This is a genomic window from Streptomyces sp. S07_1.15, from assembly GCF_020739505.1.
Classification (GTDB): domain Bacteria; phylum Actinomycetota; class Actinomycetes; order Streptomycetales; family Streptomycetaceae; genus Streptomyces; species Streptomyces xinghaiensis.
In genome coordinates this window covers 5,415,665-5,431,792 of record NZ_JAJBZK010000001.1, presented here as the reverse complement: position 1 = coordinate 5,431,792, position 16,128 = coordinate 5,415,665, and the positions used below count along the sequence as shown (strand labels likewise).

The window sequence follows — 16,128 nt, the reverse complement described above, 5'->3', positions numbered from 1 at the left end:
GGCCTTCCTCGTCGAAGAACTGCGAGCCCATCCGTCCGTGCAGGCACCGGCCGGAACGGCCTGCCACTCAAGCCGTGGGTCGTGATGTCGTTGTTCAGGGGAGGTGCGAAGACAGGTACAGCCACCGTCAGGGCGCCTGCCCACGGCAAAGATCTCAGGCCGACGCGGCCGACGACATCAGCTCCTCCAACTTGTGGAGACTCTCAGCCCAGCCCTGCTCGTGCAGAGCCTGGCGCCCCTCAGTGGCGAAGTCGCCCTGGCTGAGAACCAGCTCGGTCCGTGTACCGCCGATATCGCGAAGCGACAGCGTCACCACCGTCTCCCGATCCTCGGGATCGGGATTCTCCCACCGGAAGGTGTAGGACAGGCGTTCCTGAGGGACGACCTCAACGAATTCCCCCACCAGGAAGAACGGATCGCCCTCCGGAGGCCGCATCGCGATCCGATAGCTACCGCCGGGCCGAAGGTCGCTTTCCACACTGGGGATGGTGAACCCGTCGGGGCCCCACCACTTGGCCAGTTCCTTCGGCTCGGTCAACGCCCGGAATACGACCGAGCGCGGTGCGTGGAGGACACGCTGCAGGCGCAGCCTGAGCCCGCCATCGTGTGTCATCGCGCATCTCCTCCAGCCGAAGGCGCCGAGACCGACCACGATGCCGATCGTAGGTGTCCCAGCCATAGACCGCGATCTCGCCGGGCAGGGGCGATGGAGGGACAGATGCGGAGATCAGGGACATGCACGATCAAGGCGGCCCATCCGGCACGTAGGCGGCACGCCGCCTCTCCCGCCTCCGGCCGGAGGGGGCACGGACAAGGCCCAGGGTTCCGGTTCTCTGCCGGACGGCCTGGGCCTTCGTGGTGCGCGGGGGCTGGTGGGCGCAGACGGGTTCGAACCGCCGACATCTGCTTTGTAAGAGCAGCGCTCTACCACTGAGCTATGCGCCCTCGGGAACGATGGGACAGACTACATGGCCGATGGCTTCTGCCCATAAACGTGACGGTAGCGGGCCCGAGCCCTTGACAGGGGGCGGGGACGGCGGCGACGGCGGCGACGGCGGGCTCGCCCGGGTCCGGCGCGTGCCGGTGCCCGGTGCCCTAGCGGGAGGGCGGGTACGGGGGGTGGCCCCACCCCGGATCGGGTGGGCGGCCGGATCGTTCGGGGCGGGCCGGATCCCTACGGTCGGAGTGACCCTGTCAACCGGAGTTCCACCGGCCCGTTCGGAGTTCATCGTGATGCCTCACCGCCGTCTTCCGCTCCCGTCCCGCTCCCGTTCGCGCCGTCGGTGGCGGGGCCTGCTCGCCGTCATGGGTTCGGTCGTTCTGGTCACGGGTGTCGCCGGGTGCGGTGGTGACGCCGGCGACGACGAGGCCCCTGAGCGGCGGGCGTTCTCCCTCGGCGGGGAGATCCTGAAGATAGACGCGGAGAACACCTCGGTCGAGCTGGTGCCCGCCGAGGTCGAGGACGTCCGGGTCACCCGGTGGTTCAGCGGCTGGACGGCCCTCGGCGGTGACGTCGAGGAGTTCTGGGAGATGGAGGGGGACACCCTCCGGATCGGCGTCCGCTGCGAAGGTCTGATCGACAACTGCGGCTCCCGGCACCGGGTGGAGGTGCCGCGCGATGTCGCCGTGACCGTCGACGGGGACAACGGGAAGGTCACCGCCACCGGCTTCGCCACCGCGCTCAAGCTCCGCTCCGACAACGGATCGGTGCGGGTCGAGAACGCCCGGGGAGCACTGGAGCTCAAGAGCGACAACGGCAAGGTCAAGGCGACCGGTGTCGCCGCGCGCCGGGTGTCCGCCGAAGCCGACAACGGGGCGGTGGAGCTGGGGTTCACGCGGGTGCCGGACCAGGTGGACGTCACCAGCGACAACGGATCCGTCTCCCTCGGCCTGCCGCGCGCCTCCTACCGGGTCGAAGCCGAGGCCCGCAACGGGGACACCGACATCACGGTCCCGCGCGACACCGCGAGCAAGCACCGGATCACCGTCCGCAGCGACAACGGGAGCATCACCGTCCGCACGGCCGAGTAGGCGGCCGGCTGCGCAAGATCGCGAACGAATCGGGCCGTGTATTCGTTCACCCCTGGTGGGACAATGTTCCTACCCGGCAGTGATCTGCCGGACGGGGCGGACGCGGCACGGGAGAGGGATGTGACGGCGAGACCTGCGCAGCCGTACGGACGGCCGGTACACCACCGCCTTCCGCCCAGCGGCGGTCCGTCACCGACCGGCCCGGCCGGCCGGAGAGGTCCGGCCGCCGCCCCGCCGGGGTTTCTCCGGCTGCGCGGTCGACTCTCCGGTCCTTCCGGTGCTCCCGGCCCCTCGGGTTCCCCGGGCCCCTCGCGTTCCGCCGGCTTCCCCGGTCGTCACGGCACCCCCTCGCGCAATTCCCGCGGCCCCCACGCCCCCCGTGGCAGCGGCCCGTTCCGGCCGTTGCTCGGGCTCGTCCTGCTGCCGCTGCCGCTCCTGCCCCTCCTCGCGGCCGCCGCGCCGCTCGCCTTCTCCGGCGGCGGCACCCGGCGCTGGTTCGGCGGCGGGCGCGACGACCAGCGTGCGCAGGCCCAGGCCGCCAAGGACGCCGCCGCTGCCGCCTTCTACGAGCTCGACTCCGCCCAGCGCGATCTGCGCATCTCCATCGAGACCATCGTCGCCGTGGACAGCTCGCCGCCCGCCCGCCGCGCCGCCGACGGCTTCCGGGCTCTCGGGCAGCGCATCGACGAGGTCAGCCACCGCTACATCAACGCCGTCGACGCCCACGACCTCGACCGCGACGACCTCGACTCCGCCACCGCCTCTCGCGCCCGCGCCGATCTCGACCGGGCCCGGGACGACCTCCGGCGGACGAAGGCGGAGCTCGACCGCTTCGCGAGCGGTCTGACCCCGCTCCTCGACAAGGCCGAGACCCAGCTCGCCCGCCTCGCCCCCGCCGTCGAACGCGCCCGGCAGGCCCTGCTCGCCGCCACCGGGGCGCTCGACTCCGCACGGGCCGCCGGTCTCGGGGCCGACGATCTCGCCGCCCGCCTCGCCGCCCTCTCCCCCGAGCTGACCAAGCTCAACCAGGGCGCCGGGCAGCACGGCGTCCAGGACACCCTGCGGCGTGCGGACGACGTGCTTCGCAAGGCCGAGGCGATACGCAGCGAGGCCGAGCAACTGCCCGCCCGCGCGGCCGAGATCGACCGGCGCCTGGTCACGCTGCGCACCCGCGCCGAGGCGATCACCACCCGCACGGAGGGCGTCGGCCCGATCCTCAGCGAGCTCCGCCGCCGCTACAGCGCGGCCTGCTGGCAGGACCTCCAGCCGGTGCCGGAGGAGGCAACCCGGGCCGTCGAGCAGGCGCAGGAGAAGCTCCGCGAGGCCCGGGAGGCCCGGCGCGAACAGCGCTGGCCGGACGCCACGGCCCGGCTCAGCACGGTGCGGGCCCTGCTCAACGGTGCCGACGAGGCCGTCTCGGCGGCCGGTGACCGGCTGCGCCGGCTGGACGAGGTCTCCGCCCGCCCTTCACAGGAGACCGAGCGCACCCGTTTCGCCATCCGCGACGCGCAGCGCCTGGCGATGGCCGGCCGCGACACCCCGGACCCCCGGCACGCGCGCCCGCTGGACGACGCGGTGGTGCGCCTGGACCGCGCGGTGGCCGGGCTGGAGGGGCGGCACCCCGACTGGTGGCACTTCCTGCTGGAGACGGAGGCGGTGCGGCGGACGGTGGCGCGCGTCGTCGGCGAGATCCGCGAGGAGCTGGGCGCGGGGCACTGAGACGGTGCCCGGCGGTGCGCCGGGCGCCCGCCCCATCACCTCCCGCGGGCGGCTAATCTGGCCGCATGCCCCGATACGAGTACCGCTGCCGGTCCTGCGGCGACACCTTCGAGCTGAGCCGTCCCATGGCCGAGTCCTCCGCCCCCGCCGTCTGCCCGGAAGGCCATGAGGACACCGTGAAGCTGCTCTCCACCGTGGCCGTCGGAGGCACGGCCTCCGGTTCCGCACCGGCCGCACCGGCCCCCTCCGCCGGTGGTGGCGGTGGCGGCTGCTGCGGTGGCGGCTGCTGCGGCTGAACCGGGAGGGACGGGCCGGTCCGGGCCGGGACGGGACGGCCGGCGGGAGACCGCCACGTCCCGGACCGGCCCGGACCGGCCGACGCCCGGCCGACGCCCGCCCGGCCGGCGCCCGCCCGGCCGGGCTCAGCGCTTGCGGGCCAGGGTCAGGCCGTCGGCGACCGTCAGCATCACCGAGTCCACCCGGTCGTCGGCCAGCACCTGCTCGTTGAAGTCCCGGGTGGCCCCGCCCCCGCCCGTGGCCCCGGGGTCCGTCACCTCGCCGTGGAAGAAGACGTTGTCCACGGCGATGAGCCCGCCCGGGCGCAGCCGTGGCACCAGTTCCTCCCAGTAGCGGCCGTTGTTCTCCTTGTCCGCGTCGATGAAGGCCAGGTCGATCCCCGGCTCGGCGGGCAGGGCGCGCAGGGTGTCCAGGGCCGGGCCGATGCGCAGGTCGATGCGGTCGGCGACGCCCGCCTTCGCCCAGGCCTCGCGCCCGTACGCCGTCCACTCCTCCGAGACGTCGCAGGTGATCACCTTGCCGCCGTCCGGCAGGGCCTCCGCCATCCACAGCGCCGACATCCCCGTGAACGTGCCGACCTCGACGATCAGCCGGGCTCCGACGAGCTTCGCCAGAAAGGCCAGCAGCGGCCCCTGCTCCTCGGAGACCTGCATCCGGGCCCGGCCGCCGAGCTTCTCGTAGGTGGTGTCGACGAGTTCCCGCCGCACCCGGTCCAGTGGCGGGTTGTGGCGCAGGACGTAGTCGTAGAGCTCGGGGGTGAGCGGGGTGACCTGGTCCGGGTCGAGCGGGCTGCGCCGGCCCGCCTCGCGCGCCGCCCCCGTGGTGGTGTTCGTATCAGCCATGGCGCCATCCTCGTTCACGCCGCCACCGCCCGCACCAGGGACCGCAGAATCGCCTCGCCCGCCGCCACGCCCCGTTCGGCGAGCGCCGTGACGTGCGGCGCGGTCCAGCCGGTGTCGGCCAGTTCGCCGTGGCCGGGGCGCCAGCCCTGGTCGCCGGCGCGCAGGAGGTCGGCGTCGAGGAGCGAGTCGCCCGCGGTGAGCACCCGGGAGGCGCCGGTGCGCCGCGCCACCTCGGCGACGGCCGCGCTCTTGGTGAGCGGCTTCGGCACGGCGTAGATCTTGCGGCCCTGGAGCGAGACCGTCCAGCCCTGCCCGTCGGCCCAGTCCGCGAGGTCCTTGACCCAGGCGTCGGGCAGCAGCGCGCGGTCGACCACCAGGTAGGCGAAGAGGTCCTCGGCGACCCGCTCCTTGAGCAGCCACTCCGGGTCGGCCGAGCGCAGCAGGTGCTCGCGCACGGAGGCGAGCGGGGCGCAGCCCTCGTCGAGCGTGCGGCGCACCCGGCGCTGCCAGCCGGGGTCGGACTCCCCGTCGACGAGCAGATGCCCGCCGTTGGCGCAGACGGCGTACGGGGCCGGGGGCCCGGGGAGGCGGATGCGGCCGTACTGCGCCCGGGTCCGGGTGGTCGACGGGACGAACACGGCCTCCCGCGCCAGGTGTTCGAGGAGCCCGGCGGCGGTCTCGGTGAGGTAGGAGAGGGGTTTGTGCTCGTACACCTCGACGCAGAGGAGGCGCGGGGCGAGGGCGTCGGCCATGTCGAGGGCGAGGGCGGCAGCGGAGTAGATCAGGGTGCGGTCGAGATCGCTGGCGACGACGATCGGGCCCGGGCCGCTGCCGGGCGGGTGCGGTGACGGGGACGTGGCGGGCGCGGCGGGCGCGGGCGCCGCCGCGCCGGTGCCCGCGCTTCCGCCGGTGGCCGGGGTGGCGCCGGTGCTCAAGGTCTCGTCCCGCCCTGCGGTCTCGTTCCCCGCGGTCTCGTCGTTCCCCGCGGTCTTGTCGTGCCCCGCGGTCTTGTCGTGCCTCACGGGCTCGTCCTGCCTCCCGGTTCCGTCCCGGCCCGCCGTCTCGTGCGTGCTCACGCGGAGATCACCGCCTTGCCGTCCGCGCCCGTCGCGCCGCGCGTGTAGCGCGGGTGGATCAGTCCGACGCAGCTGTACGGCAGTTCGCCGACCTCCTCCACCGGCACCCCGCGCTGCTCGGCCAGCAGCCGGATGTGGTCCAGGTCCGCGCCCGCGCCCCGCCGTGCGAGGACCCGCCAGGGGACCCGGCGCAGCAGGACCCGTGTCGTCTCGCCGACCCCGGGCTTGACGAGGTTCACGTCGTGGATGCCGTACTGCTCGCTGATCCGTTCGACGGCCGCCCAGCCCTCCCAGGTCGGCGCGCGGCCGGTGTCCGAGAGCAGTTCGGCCGCGTCCGCCGCGGCCCGCTCCGCCACCTCGCCGAAGCGCGCCGAGACGGCGTCCAGGAAGTGCCCGGAGACATCGGAACCGGCCAGCTCCCGGTAGAACTTGGCACCGTGGAAGTCGTCCGGCCCGACCAGGTCCGCGCGGAGCACCGTCCGGGAGACCAGCCCGGAGACCGTGGAGTTGAGGCAGGCGGAGGGGATCAGGAAGTCCTCGCGCGTGCCGTACGTCCGCACGCAGCCGCCCGGGTCGGCCAGGACGGCGATCTCCGGGTCGAAGCCCGTGATGCCGGTGGTGCGGGTGAAGTCCTCGATCGCGGCAGCGAGTTCGCGGGTGATGGCGCCCTTGCCCGTCCAGCCGTCGACGAAGACGGCGTCCGCCGGGTCGTGGTGCTCGGCCAGCCAGCGCAGTGCGGTGGTGTCGATGCCCCGGCCGCGAACGATGGAGACGGCGTAGTGCGGCAGGTCCAGCCCGTGCGCGTGGAGCGCCCAGCGGCGCATCAGGATGCCGACGGGGGTGCCGGCGCGGGCGAGCGAGACCAGGACGGGACGGCCGGTGCCCCGGCCGGCACGCTCGGCGAGCAGCGTCTCGGTGACGGTGCCGACGGCGCGGGCGATCCGCGCGGCGGAGGTGTCGAGGGCGGTGCGGAACAGCCGCTGGTAGTCCTCGCTGGGCTGGTACTCGACCGGCAGCGACTCGGCGTAGTGCGCGCCACCGCGCTGCACGGCCTCCTCCCGCTCCTCGACGGGGGCTTCGAGGGGGACGGCGGAGAGGTCCTGGAGCAGCCAGCCGACCTCGTCCGGCCGGTACGAGGAGAAGGCGGGCCCGCGCAGCGGGCCGGGCAGCGCCGCGGGCGCCGGTCCGCGGGGCGGGGGCACGGCTCCCGGGCCGGCCTCCGCGGACACCGGGGCCGCCTGCGCGGCGGGGCCCGTGTCCGGGGCCGCCGCCGGGCCCGGCCCGGCCGCGCCTTCCTTCCGGCCCGTCCGGCCCGTCGGTCCCGTCCGTCCCGCCCGGGGGCTGGGCACGTGGGACGGGACGACCGCCAGCAGCACCCGGTCCGTGTGGCGGGCCAGTTCGGACAGCAGTCCGCCCGGGGCGTGCAGCTCGACCGTGTCGGCGGCCGAGTCCACGACCGTCACGACGGCGTCGAAGCGGCGGGCCGGGTCGGCGCCGGGCGCGACGTTGTAGGCGTACCGCTCCCCGGGGCCGTCGGCCGGCGCGTCGTGCGCGGGGAAGGCGATCCGGGTGCGGATGGCGTAGCCGGGGTCGTCGACGGCGAGGACCGGTGAGCGGGTGGTCGTCGAGTACCGCACCTCGGCCCGTTCGCCGAGCGCCCGCTGCAGAGCCTGGGCGAGCCGCAGTGGCGCGTACATCAACTCCTCGCAGCCGAGGACGAGTACGCGCCCGGGGGCGCCCGGCTCCGCGCGACCCGGCCGGTCGGCGGCGTGCTCCGGAACGGAGGCCGGCCCGGGAACGGAGGCCGCGGGCCCCGGTACGGAAGCCGCGGGCCCGGGAACGGAAGCCGGCCCCGGCTCGGCCGCGCCGGGCTCCGGTACCGGCGCGACCGCGGCGCCGTCCGTCGTGAGCGCCTCCGCGATGCGGCCGGCCATCTCCGGCAGGGCCGCCTCCAGCCGTGCCCGGTGCCCGGGCAGGAAGCCGTGCCGTCCGCCGTCCGGCAGTCCGTGCGGCCAGCCGAGCTCCACCCGCCGCACCGCCGCCGGAGGGCTGCCGGCTCCGGACGGGGCACCGGCCCCGGCGACGGCCCCGGCACCGGCCTCCGCACCCGCCACCGCCTCGTACCGTGCCACCAGCGCCTGTCCCCGCTCCAGGACGTCCTCCGGCAGCCGGACCGTTCCCGAGGCCAGCGCCACGAGATCCACCCGGGCCCCCAGATCGGCCGCGGCCTTCCGCAGGGCGTCCCGGTGTTCGCCGGTCCGCAGGTCGACGAGGGCGACGATCACGTACCGGTCGCGCGGGAACCGCTCGTGCAGCGCCCGGACGGTGTTGAGCACCGTGCGGCCGGTGGAGAACTCGTCGTCGACGAGCACGAGCGGCCCGTCCCCGCCGAGCAGGTCCGGGTCCTCGGGCAGCAGCAGGTGGGAGCTGGCGTGGCTGTGTTCCTCCTCGAAGCCGCCGACCGGCGCGATCCCCCGGACGGGCCGCCTGGTCGAGTGGAGGTACGCCGCCGGCCCCAGCCCGTCGGCGACACTGTGCCCGAGCCCGGTCGCCGTCTCCGCGTAGCCGAGGACGACGGCGCGGGCGGCCGCCTCCTCGCCGAGCAGCCGCCGCACCCGGCGGCCCAGGCCGAGCCCGGCCTCGTGGACCACATCGGGGCGCTGCGGCACATGCTTGCCGAGCACCTGGGAGACCAGCAGATGCGCCCGTTTCGGGTTGCGCCGCAGGGCCAGGCCGAGCAGCCCGCGCAGCGTCTCCGCACCGGCCGTGCCGGCCGTGCCGGCCGTGCCGGTCATGCCCGCGCCGCCCGGATCCCCGGCACCGGCGGCGCCGCCCGGTCCGGCCATGCCGCCCGGTCCGGCCGCGGCGTCACCGGCCGCGGGTTCCCCGGCCCCGGGGCCCGGCCCGTCGCCGTCCTCCGGCCGGTCCGCCTCGCGCAGCTCGACACCGAGCCGCTCCGCGACCCACGCCCCGGACCACTCCCGCTCCTGCCGCATCCTGTGAACGCCTCGCCTCTCCGCTGTCGTCCGTACCCTGGGTGTGCCGCGGCCGCTGCCGCCGTTCTCGGTCACGTGATGCCGGCCGCCAGCAGTTCCACGAAGGTCACGTCCTCCCGCGCCACCCCGAAGACCTCCGCGCGCAGCAGCGTCCGCTCGGCCCAGGCGCGGTGCGGCTTCACCTCGTTCATCTTGTTGGTGTAGGCGGAGCGCATCACACCGCCGCCGCCCCGCTCGGGCCGCAGGATGTCGACCGCGTCGCTGTACTCCTCGTGGCTCACGACGGACAGCGCGTGCACCGGGGCGACGTGGGAGGGGTGGATGCAGGTCTTCCCCAGCAGGCCGTTGGCGCGGTCGAGTTCGATCTCCCGGAGCAGGCCGTCCATGTCGTGCTCGATGAGCGCGGTCCGCAGCTTCTCGGCGCGGCCGGTGAAGGGGCTGCGCCGCAGTTGCGGTTTGAACATCCGCTCCTGGAGGCGGAAGTACTCCCACACCGGCCCGGTCACGGTGAGCCCGGTGCCGTCCGCCCGCCCGAGCGTGTTGACCACATCGGCGATCACGGAGGCGATGAGCTGTACGTCGTACGCCGTCATGTCCGGGGATCTGCGCAGTCCGTACGCCGAGCAGAAGTCGGTGACGCCCAGGCGCAGCGCCAGCACCCGGTCCCGGTACTTGTCGACGCTGCGCCGGATGCCGGCGAGGGTCTCCGCGCGGCTCTCCAGGTGCAGCAGCTCCGGCGACTCCAGGACGGGCATGGCGAACAGCCGCCGCCCGCAGGCGTTCTCGGCCTCCGTCAGCGCCTCCAGGAACGGAACGCCCCGCTCCTCGGTGAACTTGGGCAGGACGAATCCGGACAGCAGCCGCGCCGCGGGCCCGAGGCGGCGCACGAGGTCCGTGATCTGTTCCGGCCACCGCACCCGGATGAAGAGCAGCGGCAGCTCGGAGCCGTGTTCCAGCAGGGCGTGGAGCTGCCGGACCAGGTTCTCCTCGGCGCCGGCCACGTCGGCGTCGTCGATGGAGTCCTCCAGGCACAGCACCATCGAGACGACTCCGCGGCCCAGCTGTTTGATCACGTCCTCGGCCAGCGCGGGCCGGGTCGCGGGGCTGTAGAGGGTGGCTCCGAGCGCGACGGCGAGCCGCTGAGCTGGGGAGTCGACGTCGAACCGGCCCGGCTCCCGGTGGAACAGGGCCGTCCGGACATCGGGCGGCACGTACCCGAAGTGGCGCATGGGAACTCCCCCTGTGATCTGTCGCGCCGTGACGCGATCTGGCCGGTAATCGTACGTTGCGTTCAGGCTCGAAAGCCCTTGCGAACATGAAAATCACGTATCCCGCCCGTGTCCGTTCCCCGTCCGCTGCCGGTCCGGCGGGCACGGGATGCGGTCCCCGCGTTGTACCCGCCTGCCCCGGGAAGGCAGGATGACCGCTATGACGCACGCGATGTTGAAGGGGTCGAACATCCCGCTGGACGCATCCGCCGTACGGGCGGTGCTCCGCTGGACTCCGGGGCCCGGGGTGCCCGATGTCGACGCGTCCGCGCTGCTGCTGAACGCGGACGGCCGTGTGCGCTCGGACGAGGACTTCGTCTTCTACAACCAGCCGCGCCACCCCTCCGGCCTGGTGCGGCACCTGCCCAAGAAGCGGCTGGCGGACGCGCTGACGGACACCGTCGAGGCCGAGATCGCCGCACTGGAGCCGGTGGTGGACCGGGTGGTGCTGGCCGCGTCGTCCGACGGCGGCGCCTTCGGCGGGGTGCCGGATCTGCGGCTGCTGCTGTTCGACGCCTCACCGGAGGTCTCGGGGAACGGCGGCGAGCCGCTCGCGGTCTTCGACGTGGTGCCCGAGACCGGCGACGAGTCCGCCCTCATCTGCGGCGAGCTCTACCGGCGCGGCGACACCTGGAAGTTCCGCGCCCTGGGCCAGGGGTACGACACCGGGCTGATCGGTCTGGCCACCGAGTACGGCATCTCGGTGGAGGACGCCGGGGACGAGCCCTCCGGCACCGCCCCGTCCGGCGGCGGCGCACCCGCGCCGTCACCCGCCCCGTCACCCGCCCCGGAGGCGCTCACCGAGCCGGTGCCCGCACCGCACCGGGAACCGGCCGCCGTGCCCGCCGCCGCGCCCGCCGCCGCGCCCGCCGCCGCGCTGGAGGAGGCCACCCGCGCGCACCGGCCCGGCTACGGCTATCCGCCGCCCCCGCCGGCCGCCCCGCCCGCGCAGCCGCCGTTCCCGCCCCCGCCGGCCGCCCCGGCCCCGGTCCCGCAGGCGCCTCCGGCGCACGCGCCGGGGTACGGCTACCCGCACCACCCGGCGGCGGCCTACGGCTATCCGCAGCACCCCGCGCCGGCGGCGCCGGACCCGGCATTCGCGCTGCCGCCGCAGGGGCCGCAGTTCCAGCGGAGCCGCTGACCGGACGGCGGCCGGGCGGGCCCGGGGGCACGGCCGCCGCCCCGGGCCGCCGCGCCCGTCAGACCTTCTCCTTCGTCCCCGGCCCCCACTGGAGCCCCCAGCCGTACAGCCGGTCCAGCTCCGCCTGGAAGCCGTAGACGTACCGCACCTCGCGGCGCACCACCAGCTCGCCCTTGACGTTCTCGATCAGCAGTACGGCGCAGGAGCGGGCCTGCGGGGCCCGCTCGTCGAGCCCGATCTCCAGCCGCGGGCCGTTGCTGGGGTAGAGCGTGACGACGGCGTGGGTGCGGTCGAAGGCGGGGGTGCCGTCGTAGATGTAGACGAAGACCAGCAGCCGCTTGAACTCGTCCCGGTGGTCGAGGTTGATGTAGATCGTCTCGCCGGAGGTGCCGCCGAACCGGTCGTCGCCGCTGAGCTTCACATAGGGCGGGCTGTTGATGTCGCCGAGGAAGTTCCCGAGCGGCTGCACCACGCCCTTGGAGCCGTCCTTCAGCTCGTACATGCAGGCCAGGTCGAGGTCGATCTTGACCACGGCCGGGCCCTGCGCCTGCACGATCTCCGGCTTGAAGAGACTGCCCGGGTTGCGCAGCAGCCCGCCGCGTTTGGTGTAGCCGCCGATGTCCGAGGTCCGCATCCGCCAGGAGAGGTTGACGCGGAGGTTGCCGCTGGCCGCGCCCTGCTTGGTGAGCGAGACGGTCTGCCGTCGTTTGGTGAGCTCTATCGCGTTGGTCGCGGGGTTGCCGCTCTCGAAGACCGACCGGCCGTCGGCGGGCCGCAGCCAGGAAGGCCAGGACCATTCCCTGTTCCAGAACGCCACGCTGGACACCCCCACTGCTCTCGTCCCCTCGACCGGCCCGCGGGAGCGCGGACCGGGCAGCACCGCGGGGCGGCCACGACGGCCGGCGGCCCGGCCGGTTCCGGGTTCCGCTGCCTGGTGGCCGCCCCGCACAGAGCGTTCCTCATTCGGAGCGTGGTCACACCCCGGACCGGGTCACACTCCCGGTGACACCTTGGTCTCCTCCTCGTGGCCCTCGGCGGCCAGTCCGCGGTTGCGGCGGACGGACGACCAGAAGGAGGCCGCGATCAGGCCCACGCCGATGAGGCCGGTGATGACCTCGGAGATGTGGAACTTGATCGTGATGAGCAGCAGCGCGGCCAGGGCGCCGATGGCGTAGTGCGCGCCGTGCTCCAGGTAGACGTAGTCGTCGAGGGTGCCCTCGCGGACCAGGTAGACCGTGAGCGAACGGACGTACATCGCGCCGATGCCGAGGCCCAGCGCCATCCAGAAGATGTGGTTGGTGATGGCGAAGGCGCCGATGACGCCGTCGAAGGAGAAGGAGGCGTCCAGCACTTCGAGGTAGAGGAACATGAAGAACGCGGCCTTGCCGGCGAGGCCGACCAGGGACGGGTCCTTGCCCTCGCGCCGGGCCTGCTCCTTGACCTCCTCGTCGTGCTCCTCGTCCTCCTCCAGCTTGTCCTCGAAGTAGCCGGAGAGCCCGCCCACGAAGAGATACGTGATCAGGCCGGCCACGCCGGAGAGGAGAACGGTCGCCGACTTGTCCTCATACGTACCGCCGTGCTGCGCGGCCTCGGTGGCGATGGTGGCGGCGGTGACCAGCAGGACGACCAGCGCGATGCCCACGGCGAGGCCGTCCACCTTGCCCAGCCGGCTGAGCGGCTTCTCGAACCAGGGCAGCCAGTGGTGCTCTTTCTCGTCGAAGAGGAAGTTGAGAAAGATCATCAACAGGAACATGCCACCGAAGGCGGCGATGGCCGGGTGGGCGTCGGTGACCAGCATCTCGTACTGGTCGGGGTCGCGCATGGCCAGTTCGACGGCCTCGATCGGTCCGACCTTGGCCGTGATGGCGACGATCACGACCGGGAAGACCAGTCGCATACCGAACACGGCGATCAGAATGCCGATGGTGAGGAAGATCTTCTGCCAGAAGGCGTTCATCTTCTTCAGCACACCGGCGTTGACCACCGCGTTGTCGAACGACAGCGAGATCTCCAGGACCGACAGGATCGCCACCACGGCGAACCCCTGCCAGCCCCAGAAATAGGCTGCGGCGGCCAGTCCCGCGGCGGTGACGCCGAAGGACCAGCCGAAGGTTTTCAGGAGCACTGGCTACCCAATCGTGAGTACGGGTCCCCCGCGCGCAGTGCGCGGCTTTACGAAACGTTGACCCCGAAGTCTAGAGCGATCCCCCGCAGACCCGACGCATACCCCTGTCCGACCGCCCGGAACTTCCATTCGCCGCCGTACCGGTACACCTCGCCGAAGATCATCGCGGTTTCGCCGGACGCGTCCTCACTGAGGTCGTAGCGGGCGAGCTCCGCCCCGTCCGCCTGGTTGACCACCCGGATGAAGGCATTGCTGACCTGCCCGAAGGTCTGCCCCCGGACATCGGCGTCATGGATCGAGACCGGGAAGACGATCTTGTCGACCTGCGCCGGCACCTTGGTCAGGTCGAGCAGCAGGGACTCGTCGTCGCCGTCGCCCTCGCCGGTGAGGTTGTCGCCGGTGTGCTCGACGGAGCCCTCCGGGCTCGTGAGGTTGTTGTAGAAGACGAAGTACTCGTCGCCCAGCACCCGGCCGTCGCGGCACAGCAGCGCGCTGGCGTCGAGGTCGAACGGCGCTCCCGTGGTGGACCGCGCGTCCCAGCCGAGGCCCACCAGGACCTGGGTGAGATTCGGCGCGGCCTTGGACAGGGAGACGTTGCCTCCCTTTGCGAGCGTGACACCCATGATCTGTTCCTCCCCCTCTGTGATGCCTTGCTGATCCCGCCGGGCGCCGCCGGCACCGCGGCGTCGTCCCCGCCGCGCCCGGCGCCGCACCTCCGCGCTGGGGGAGGTGCGGCGCCGGGCGATCGAGGATGTCAGACGTTGACGCCGAAGTCCTGCGCGATGCCGCGCAGACCGGAGGCGTAGCCCTGGCCGATGGCCCGGAACTTCCACTCCGAGCCGTGCCGGTACAGCTCGCCGAAGACCATGGCGGTCTCCGTCGAGGCGTCCTCCGTCAGGTCGTAGCGGGCCAGCTCGTTGTTGTCGGCCTGGTTCACCACGCGGATGAAGGCGTTCCGCACCTGGCCGAAGCTCTGCTGGCGGCTCTCGGCCTCGTAGATCGAGACCGGGAACACGATCTTGGCGACGTCCGCGGGCACCGCGGCGAGGTTGACCTTGATGGCCTCGTCGTCGCCCTCGCCCTCACCGGTGAGGTTGTCGCCGGTGTGCTCGACGGAGCCGTCGGGGCTCTTGAGGTTGTTGAAGAAGACGAAGTGCTGGTCGGAGACGACCTTGCCCTCCGCGTTCGTCAGCAGCGCGCTGGCGTCGAGGTCGAAGTCGGTGCCGGTGGTGGTGCGGACGTCCCAGCCGAGACCGACGGTGACGGCGGTCAGGCCCGGCGCCTCCTTGCTCAGAGAGACGTTCCCGCCCTTGCTGAGACTGACTCCCACAAGTCCTCCCCTGGATGCGAGGGGCGGGGGAAGACGGCCCCGCCCCCGTCGTGCGATGACATCGGATCAACGGGACCGATCCTAGTGAGCGGCCACCCCGGGGGACAGGCTTCTCCACCGGCCCGTTCCCCCGGGATCACCGCCCGTGCGGGCGGTTCAGAGCGTGCCGAGGGCCTTGGCGTAGTCGTTCAGGTCCCGGGCGTCCGGGAGGCCGTTGACGACGGTCCAGCGGACCACACCCTCCTTGTCGATGATGAAGGTGCCGCGCACGGCGCAGCCCTTCTCCTCGTCGAAGACGCCGTAGGCGCGCGAGGCCTCGCCGTGCGGCCAGAAGTCGGAGAGCAGCGGGTACTCCAGGTTCTCCTGCTCGGAGAAGACCCGCAGCGAGAACGGGGAGTCGTTGGAGACCGCGAGCAGCTGCACGTCGTCGTTGACGAACTGGGGCAGCTCGTCGCGGAGGGCGCAGAGCTCGCCCGTGCAGACGCCGGTGAAGGCGAAGGGGTAGAAGAGGAGGACGACGTTCTTCTCACCGCGGAAGTCCGAGAGCCTCACGAGCTCACCGTGCTGGTTCTTGAGCTGGAAGTCAGGGGCCTGGGTGCCGACATCGATCGCCATGGGGTGCGCGTCCCTCTCGTCGTGGTTACCGGTCGTGCCCCAGTCTTCCACTGCGCCGTTCCGCCCCGTGCCGGGGGCCGCCCGCGGACCGCGCCGGGGCCCGGGAACGCCGTGTGCCCCCGCGGTGGATCACCACGGGGGCACAGGGACGGTCCGGTACGGTCCGGTACGGCTCGGGGCCGGGGGCGGGCTACCGCTTCCCGGAGCGGGCCGCCTTGGGAGTGACGAGGCGGCTGCCCGCCCAGTCCTTCCCGGCGCTGACGCTGCTGGTCTGCGCCAGTCCGGCGGTGGAGGCGGCTTCGCCGATCTCACTGGCCTCGACGTAGCCGTCGCGGCCGGTCTTCGGCGTCAGCAGCCAGATCGGGGCACCCGCGTCGATCATGGTGGTGGCGTCCACCAGCGCGTCCGTCAGGTCGCCGTCGTCCTCTCGGAACCACAGCACCACGGCGTCGGCCACGTCGTCGTAGTCCTCGTCGACGAGCTCCGTGCCGGTCAGTTCCTCGATGGCCGCACGCAGATCCTGCTCGGTGTCGTCGTCGTAACCGAGCTCCTGGACCACCTGTCCGGGCTGGAAACCCAGCCTGGCGGCAGGGTTGGTCCGCTCCTCCGCGTGGTCCGCGGTCGCGCTCACGGATTGCCTCCTGTCGTGTTTCGAGTGTTCTTCTCACCCCACGCGCACGCGAGGCTT

Annotated in this window: 15 protein-coding genes and 1 tRNA gene; 4 read left to right on the top strand and 12 right to left on the bottom strand. The window is 73.1% G+C overall.

The window, feature by feature from the left end:
• Nucleotides 1-154: 154 nt before the first annotated feature.
• Together LIX60_RS23270 and LIX60_RS23265 are read right to left on the bottom strand one after the other, a co-directional pair.
• Nucleotides 155-652, bottom strand: a complete 498-nt coding sequence (locus LIX60_RS23270) for an SRPBCC domain-containing protein (RefSeq protein WP_227960247.1) — start codon at nucleotides 650-652, stop codon at nucleotides 155-157.
• Nucleotides 653-870: 218 nt separating this feature from the next.
• Nucleotides 871-945: transfer RNA gene (locus LIX60_RS23265), tRNA-Val, on the bottom strand.
• A gap of 360 nt (nucleotides 946-1,305) precedes the next feature.
• Between LIX60_RS23265 and LIX60_RS23260 the strand changes: the two genes are divergently transcribed.
• The 3 genes from LIX60_RS23260 (at nucleotide 1,306) to LIX60_RS23250 (ending at nucleotide 4,046) form a co-directional block, all read left to right on the top strand.
• Complete coding sequence (locus LIX60_RS23260; protein WP_227960237.1) at nucleotides 1,306-2,031, top strand: DUF4097 family beta strand repeat-containing protein; 726 nt, start codon at nucleotides 1,306-1,308, stop codon at nucleotides 2,029-2,031.
• Between the two features lie 426 nt (nucleotides 2,032-2,457).
• Nucleotides 2,458-3,750: a hypothetical protein gene (locus tag LIX60_RS23255; RefSeq protein WP_374117989.1), complete on the top strand. Its 1,293-nt coding sequence runs from the start codon at nucleotides 2,458-2,460 to the stop codon at nucleotides 3,748-3,750.
• A gap of 65 nt (nucleotides 3,751-3,815) precedes the next feature.
• On the top strand, nucleotides 3,816-4,046 hold the full coding sequence (locus tag LIX60_RS23250) for a zinc ribbon domain-containing protein (RefSeq protein ID WP_227960233.1): 231 nt from the start codon (nucleotides 3,816-3,818) through the stop codon (nucleotides 4,044-4,046).
• A gap of 126 nt (nucleotides 4,047-4,172) precedes the next feature.
• Here LIX60_RS23250 and LIX60_RS23245 read toward each other — a convergent pair whose 3' ends face one another.
• The 4 genes from LIX60_RS23245 to LIX60_RS23230 form a co-directional block, all read right to left on the bottom strand.
• Nucleotides 4,173-4,889 carry an O-methyltransferase gene (locus LIX60_RS23245; protein WP_227960230.1) on the bottom strand — a complete coding sequence of 239 codons (717 nt, stop codon included), beginning with the start codon at nucleotides 4,887-4,889 and terminating at the stop codon, nucleotides 4,173-4,175.
• Between the two features lie 14 nt (nucleotides 4,890-4,903).
• Nucleotides 4,904-5,704, bottom strand: coding sequence for an HAD family hydrolase (locus LIX60_RS23240; protein ID WP_227962886.1), 801 nt, complete (start codon nucleotides 5,702-5,704; stop codon nucleotides 4,904-4,906).
• Between the two features lie 257 nt (nucleotides 5,705-5,961).
• Nucleotides 5,962-8,760 carry a phosphoribosyltransferase gene (locus LIX60_RS23235; RefSeq protein WP_227962885.1) on the bottom strand — a complete coding sequence of 933 codons (2,799 nt, stop codon included), beginning with the start codon at nucleotides 8,758-8,760 and terminating at the stop codon, nucleotides 5,962-5,964.
• A gap of 272 nt (nucleotides 8,761-9,032) precedes the next feature.
• Nucleotides 9,033-10,190, bottom strand: coding sequence for an HpcH/HpaI aldolase/citrate lyase family protein (locus tag LIX60_RS23230; RefSeq protein ID WP_227960228.1), 1,158 nt, complete (start codon nucleotides 10,188-10,190; stop codon nucleotides 9,033-9,035).
• 199 nt (nucleotides 10,191-10,389) lie between these two features.
• Between LIX60_RS23230 and LIX60_RS23225 the strand changes: the two genes are divergently transcribed.
• On the top strand, nucleotides 10,390-11,370 hold the full coding sequence (locus LIX60_RS23225; RefSeq protein WP_227960225.1) for a TerD family protein: 981 nt from the start codon (nucleotides 10,390-10,392) through the stop codon (nucleotides 11,368-11,370).
• Between the two features lie 58 nt (nucleotides 11,371-11,428).
• Here LIX60_RS23225 and LIX60_RS23220 read toward each other — a convergent pair whose 3' ends face one another.
• The 6 genes from LIX60_RS23220 to LIX60_RS23195 form a co-directional block, all read right to left on the bottom strand.
• Nucleotides 11,429-12,187 (bottom strand): Tellurium resistance, encoded by a 759-nt coding sequence (locus tag LIX60_RS23220; protein ID WP_374117898.1) that lies wholly within the window; start codon nucleotides 12,185-12,187, stop codon nucleotides 11,429-11,431.
• Between the two features lie 174 nt (nucleotides 12,188-12,361).
• Nucleotides 12,362-13,495 (bottom strand): DUF475 domain-containing protein, encoded by a 1,134-nt coding sequence (locus tag LIX60_RS23215; protein ID WP_227960223.1) that lies wholly within the window; start codon nucleotides 13,493-13,495, stop codon nucleotides 12,362-12,364.
• 47 nt (nucleotides 13,496-13,542) lie between these two features.
• The gene (locus LIX60_RS23210) at nucleotides 13,543-14,118 is read right to left on the bottom strand and encodes a TerD family protein (RefSeq protein WP_019709244.1); all 576 of its coding nucleotides are present in this window, start codon (nucleotides 14,116-14,118) and stop codon (nucleotides 13,543-13,545) included.
• A gap of 131 nt (nucleotides 14,119-14,249) precedes the next feature.
• The gene (locus LIX60_RS23205; RefSeq protein ID WP_030545331.1) at nucleotides 14,250-14,825 is read right to left on the bottom strand and encodes a TerD family protein; all 576 of its coding nucleotides are present in this window, start codon (nucleotides 14,823-14,825) and stop codon (nucleotides 14,250-14,252) included.
• A 156-nt stretch (nucleotides 14,826-14,981) separates the two neighbouring features.
• Complete coding sequence (locus LIX60_RS23200) at nucleotides 14,982-15,440, bottom strand: peroxiredoxin (RefSeq protein WP_227960220.1); 459 nt, start codon at nucleotides 15,438-15,440, stop codon at nucleotides 14,982-14,984.
• 190 nt (nucleotides 15,441-15,630) lie between these two features.
• On the bottom strand, nucleotides 15,631-16,071 hold the full coding sequence (locus LIX60_RS23195) for a DUF3052 domain-containing protein (RefSeq protein WP_019709241.1): 441 nt from the start codon (nucleotides 16,069-16,071) through the stop codon (nucleotides 15,631-15,633).
• Between the last annotated feature and the right edge of the window lie 57 nt (nucleotides 16,072-16,128).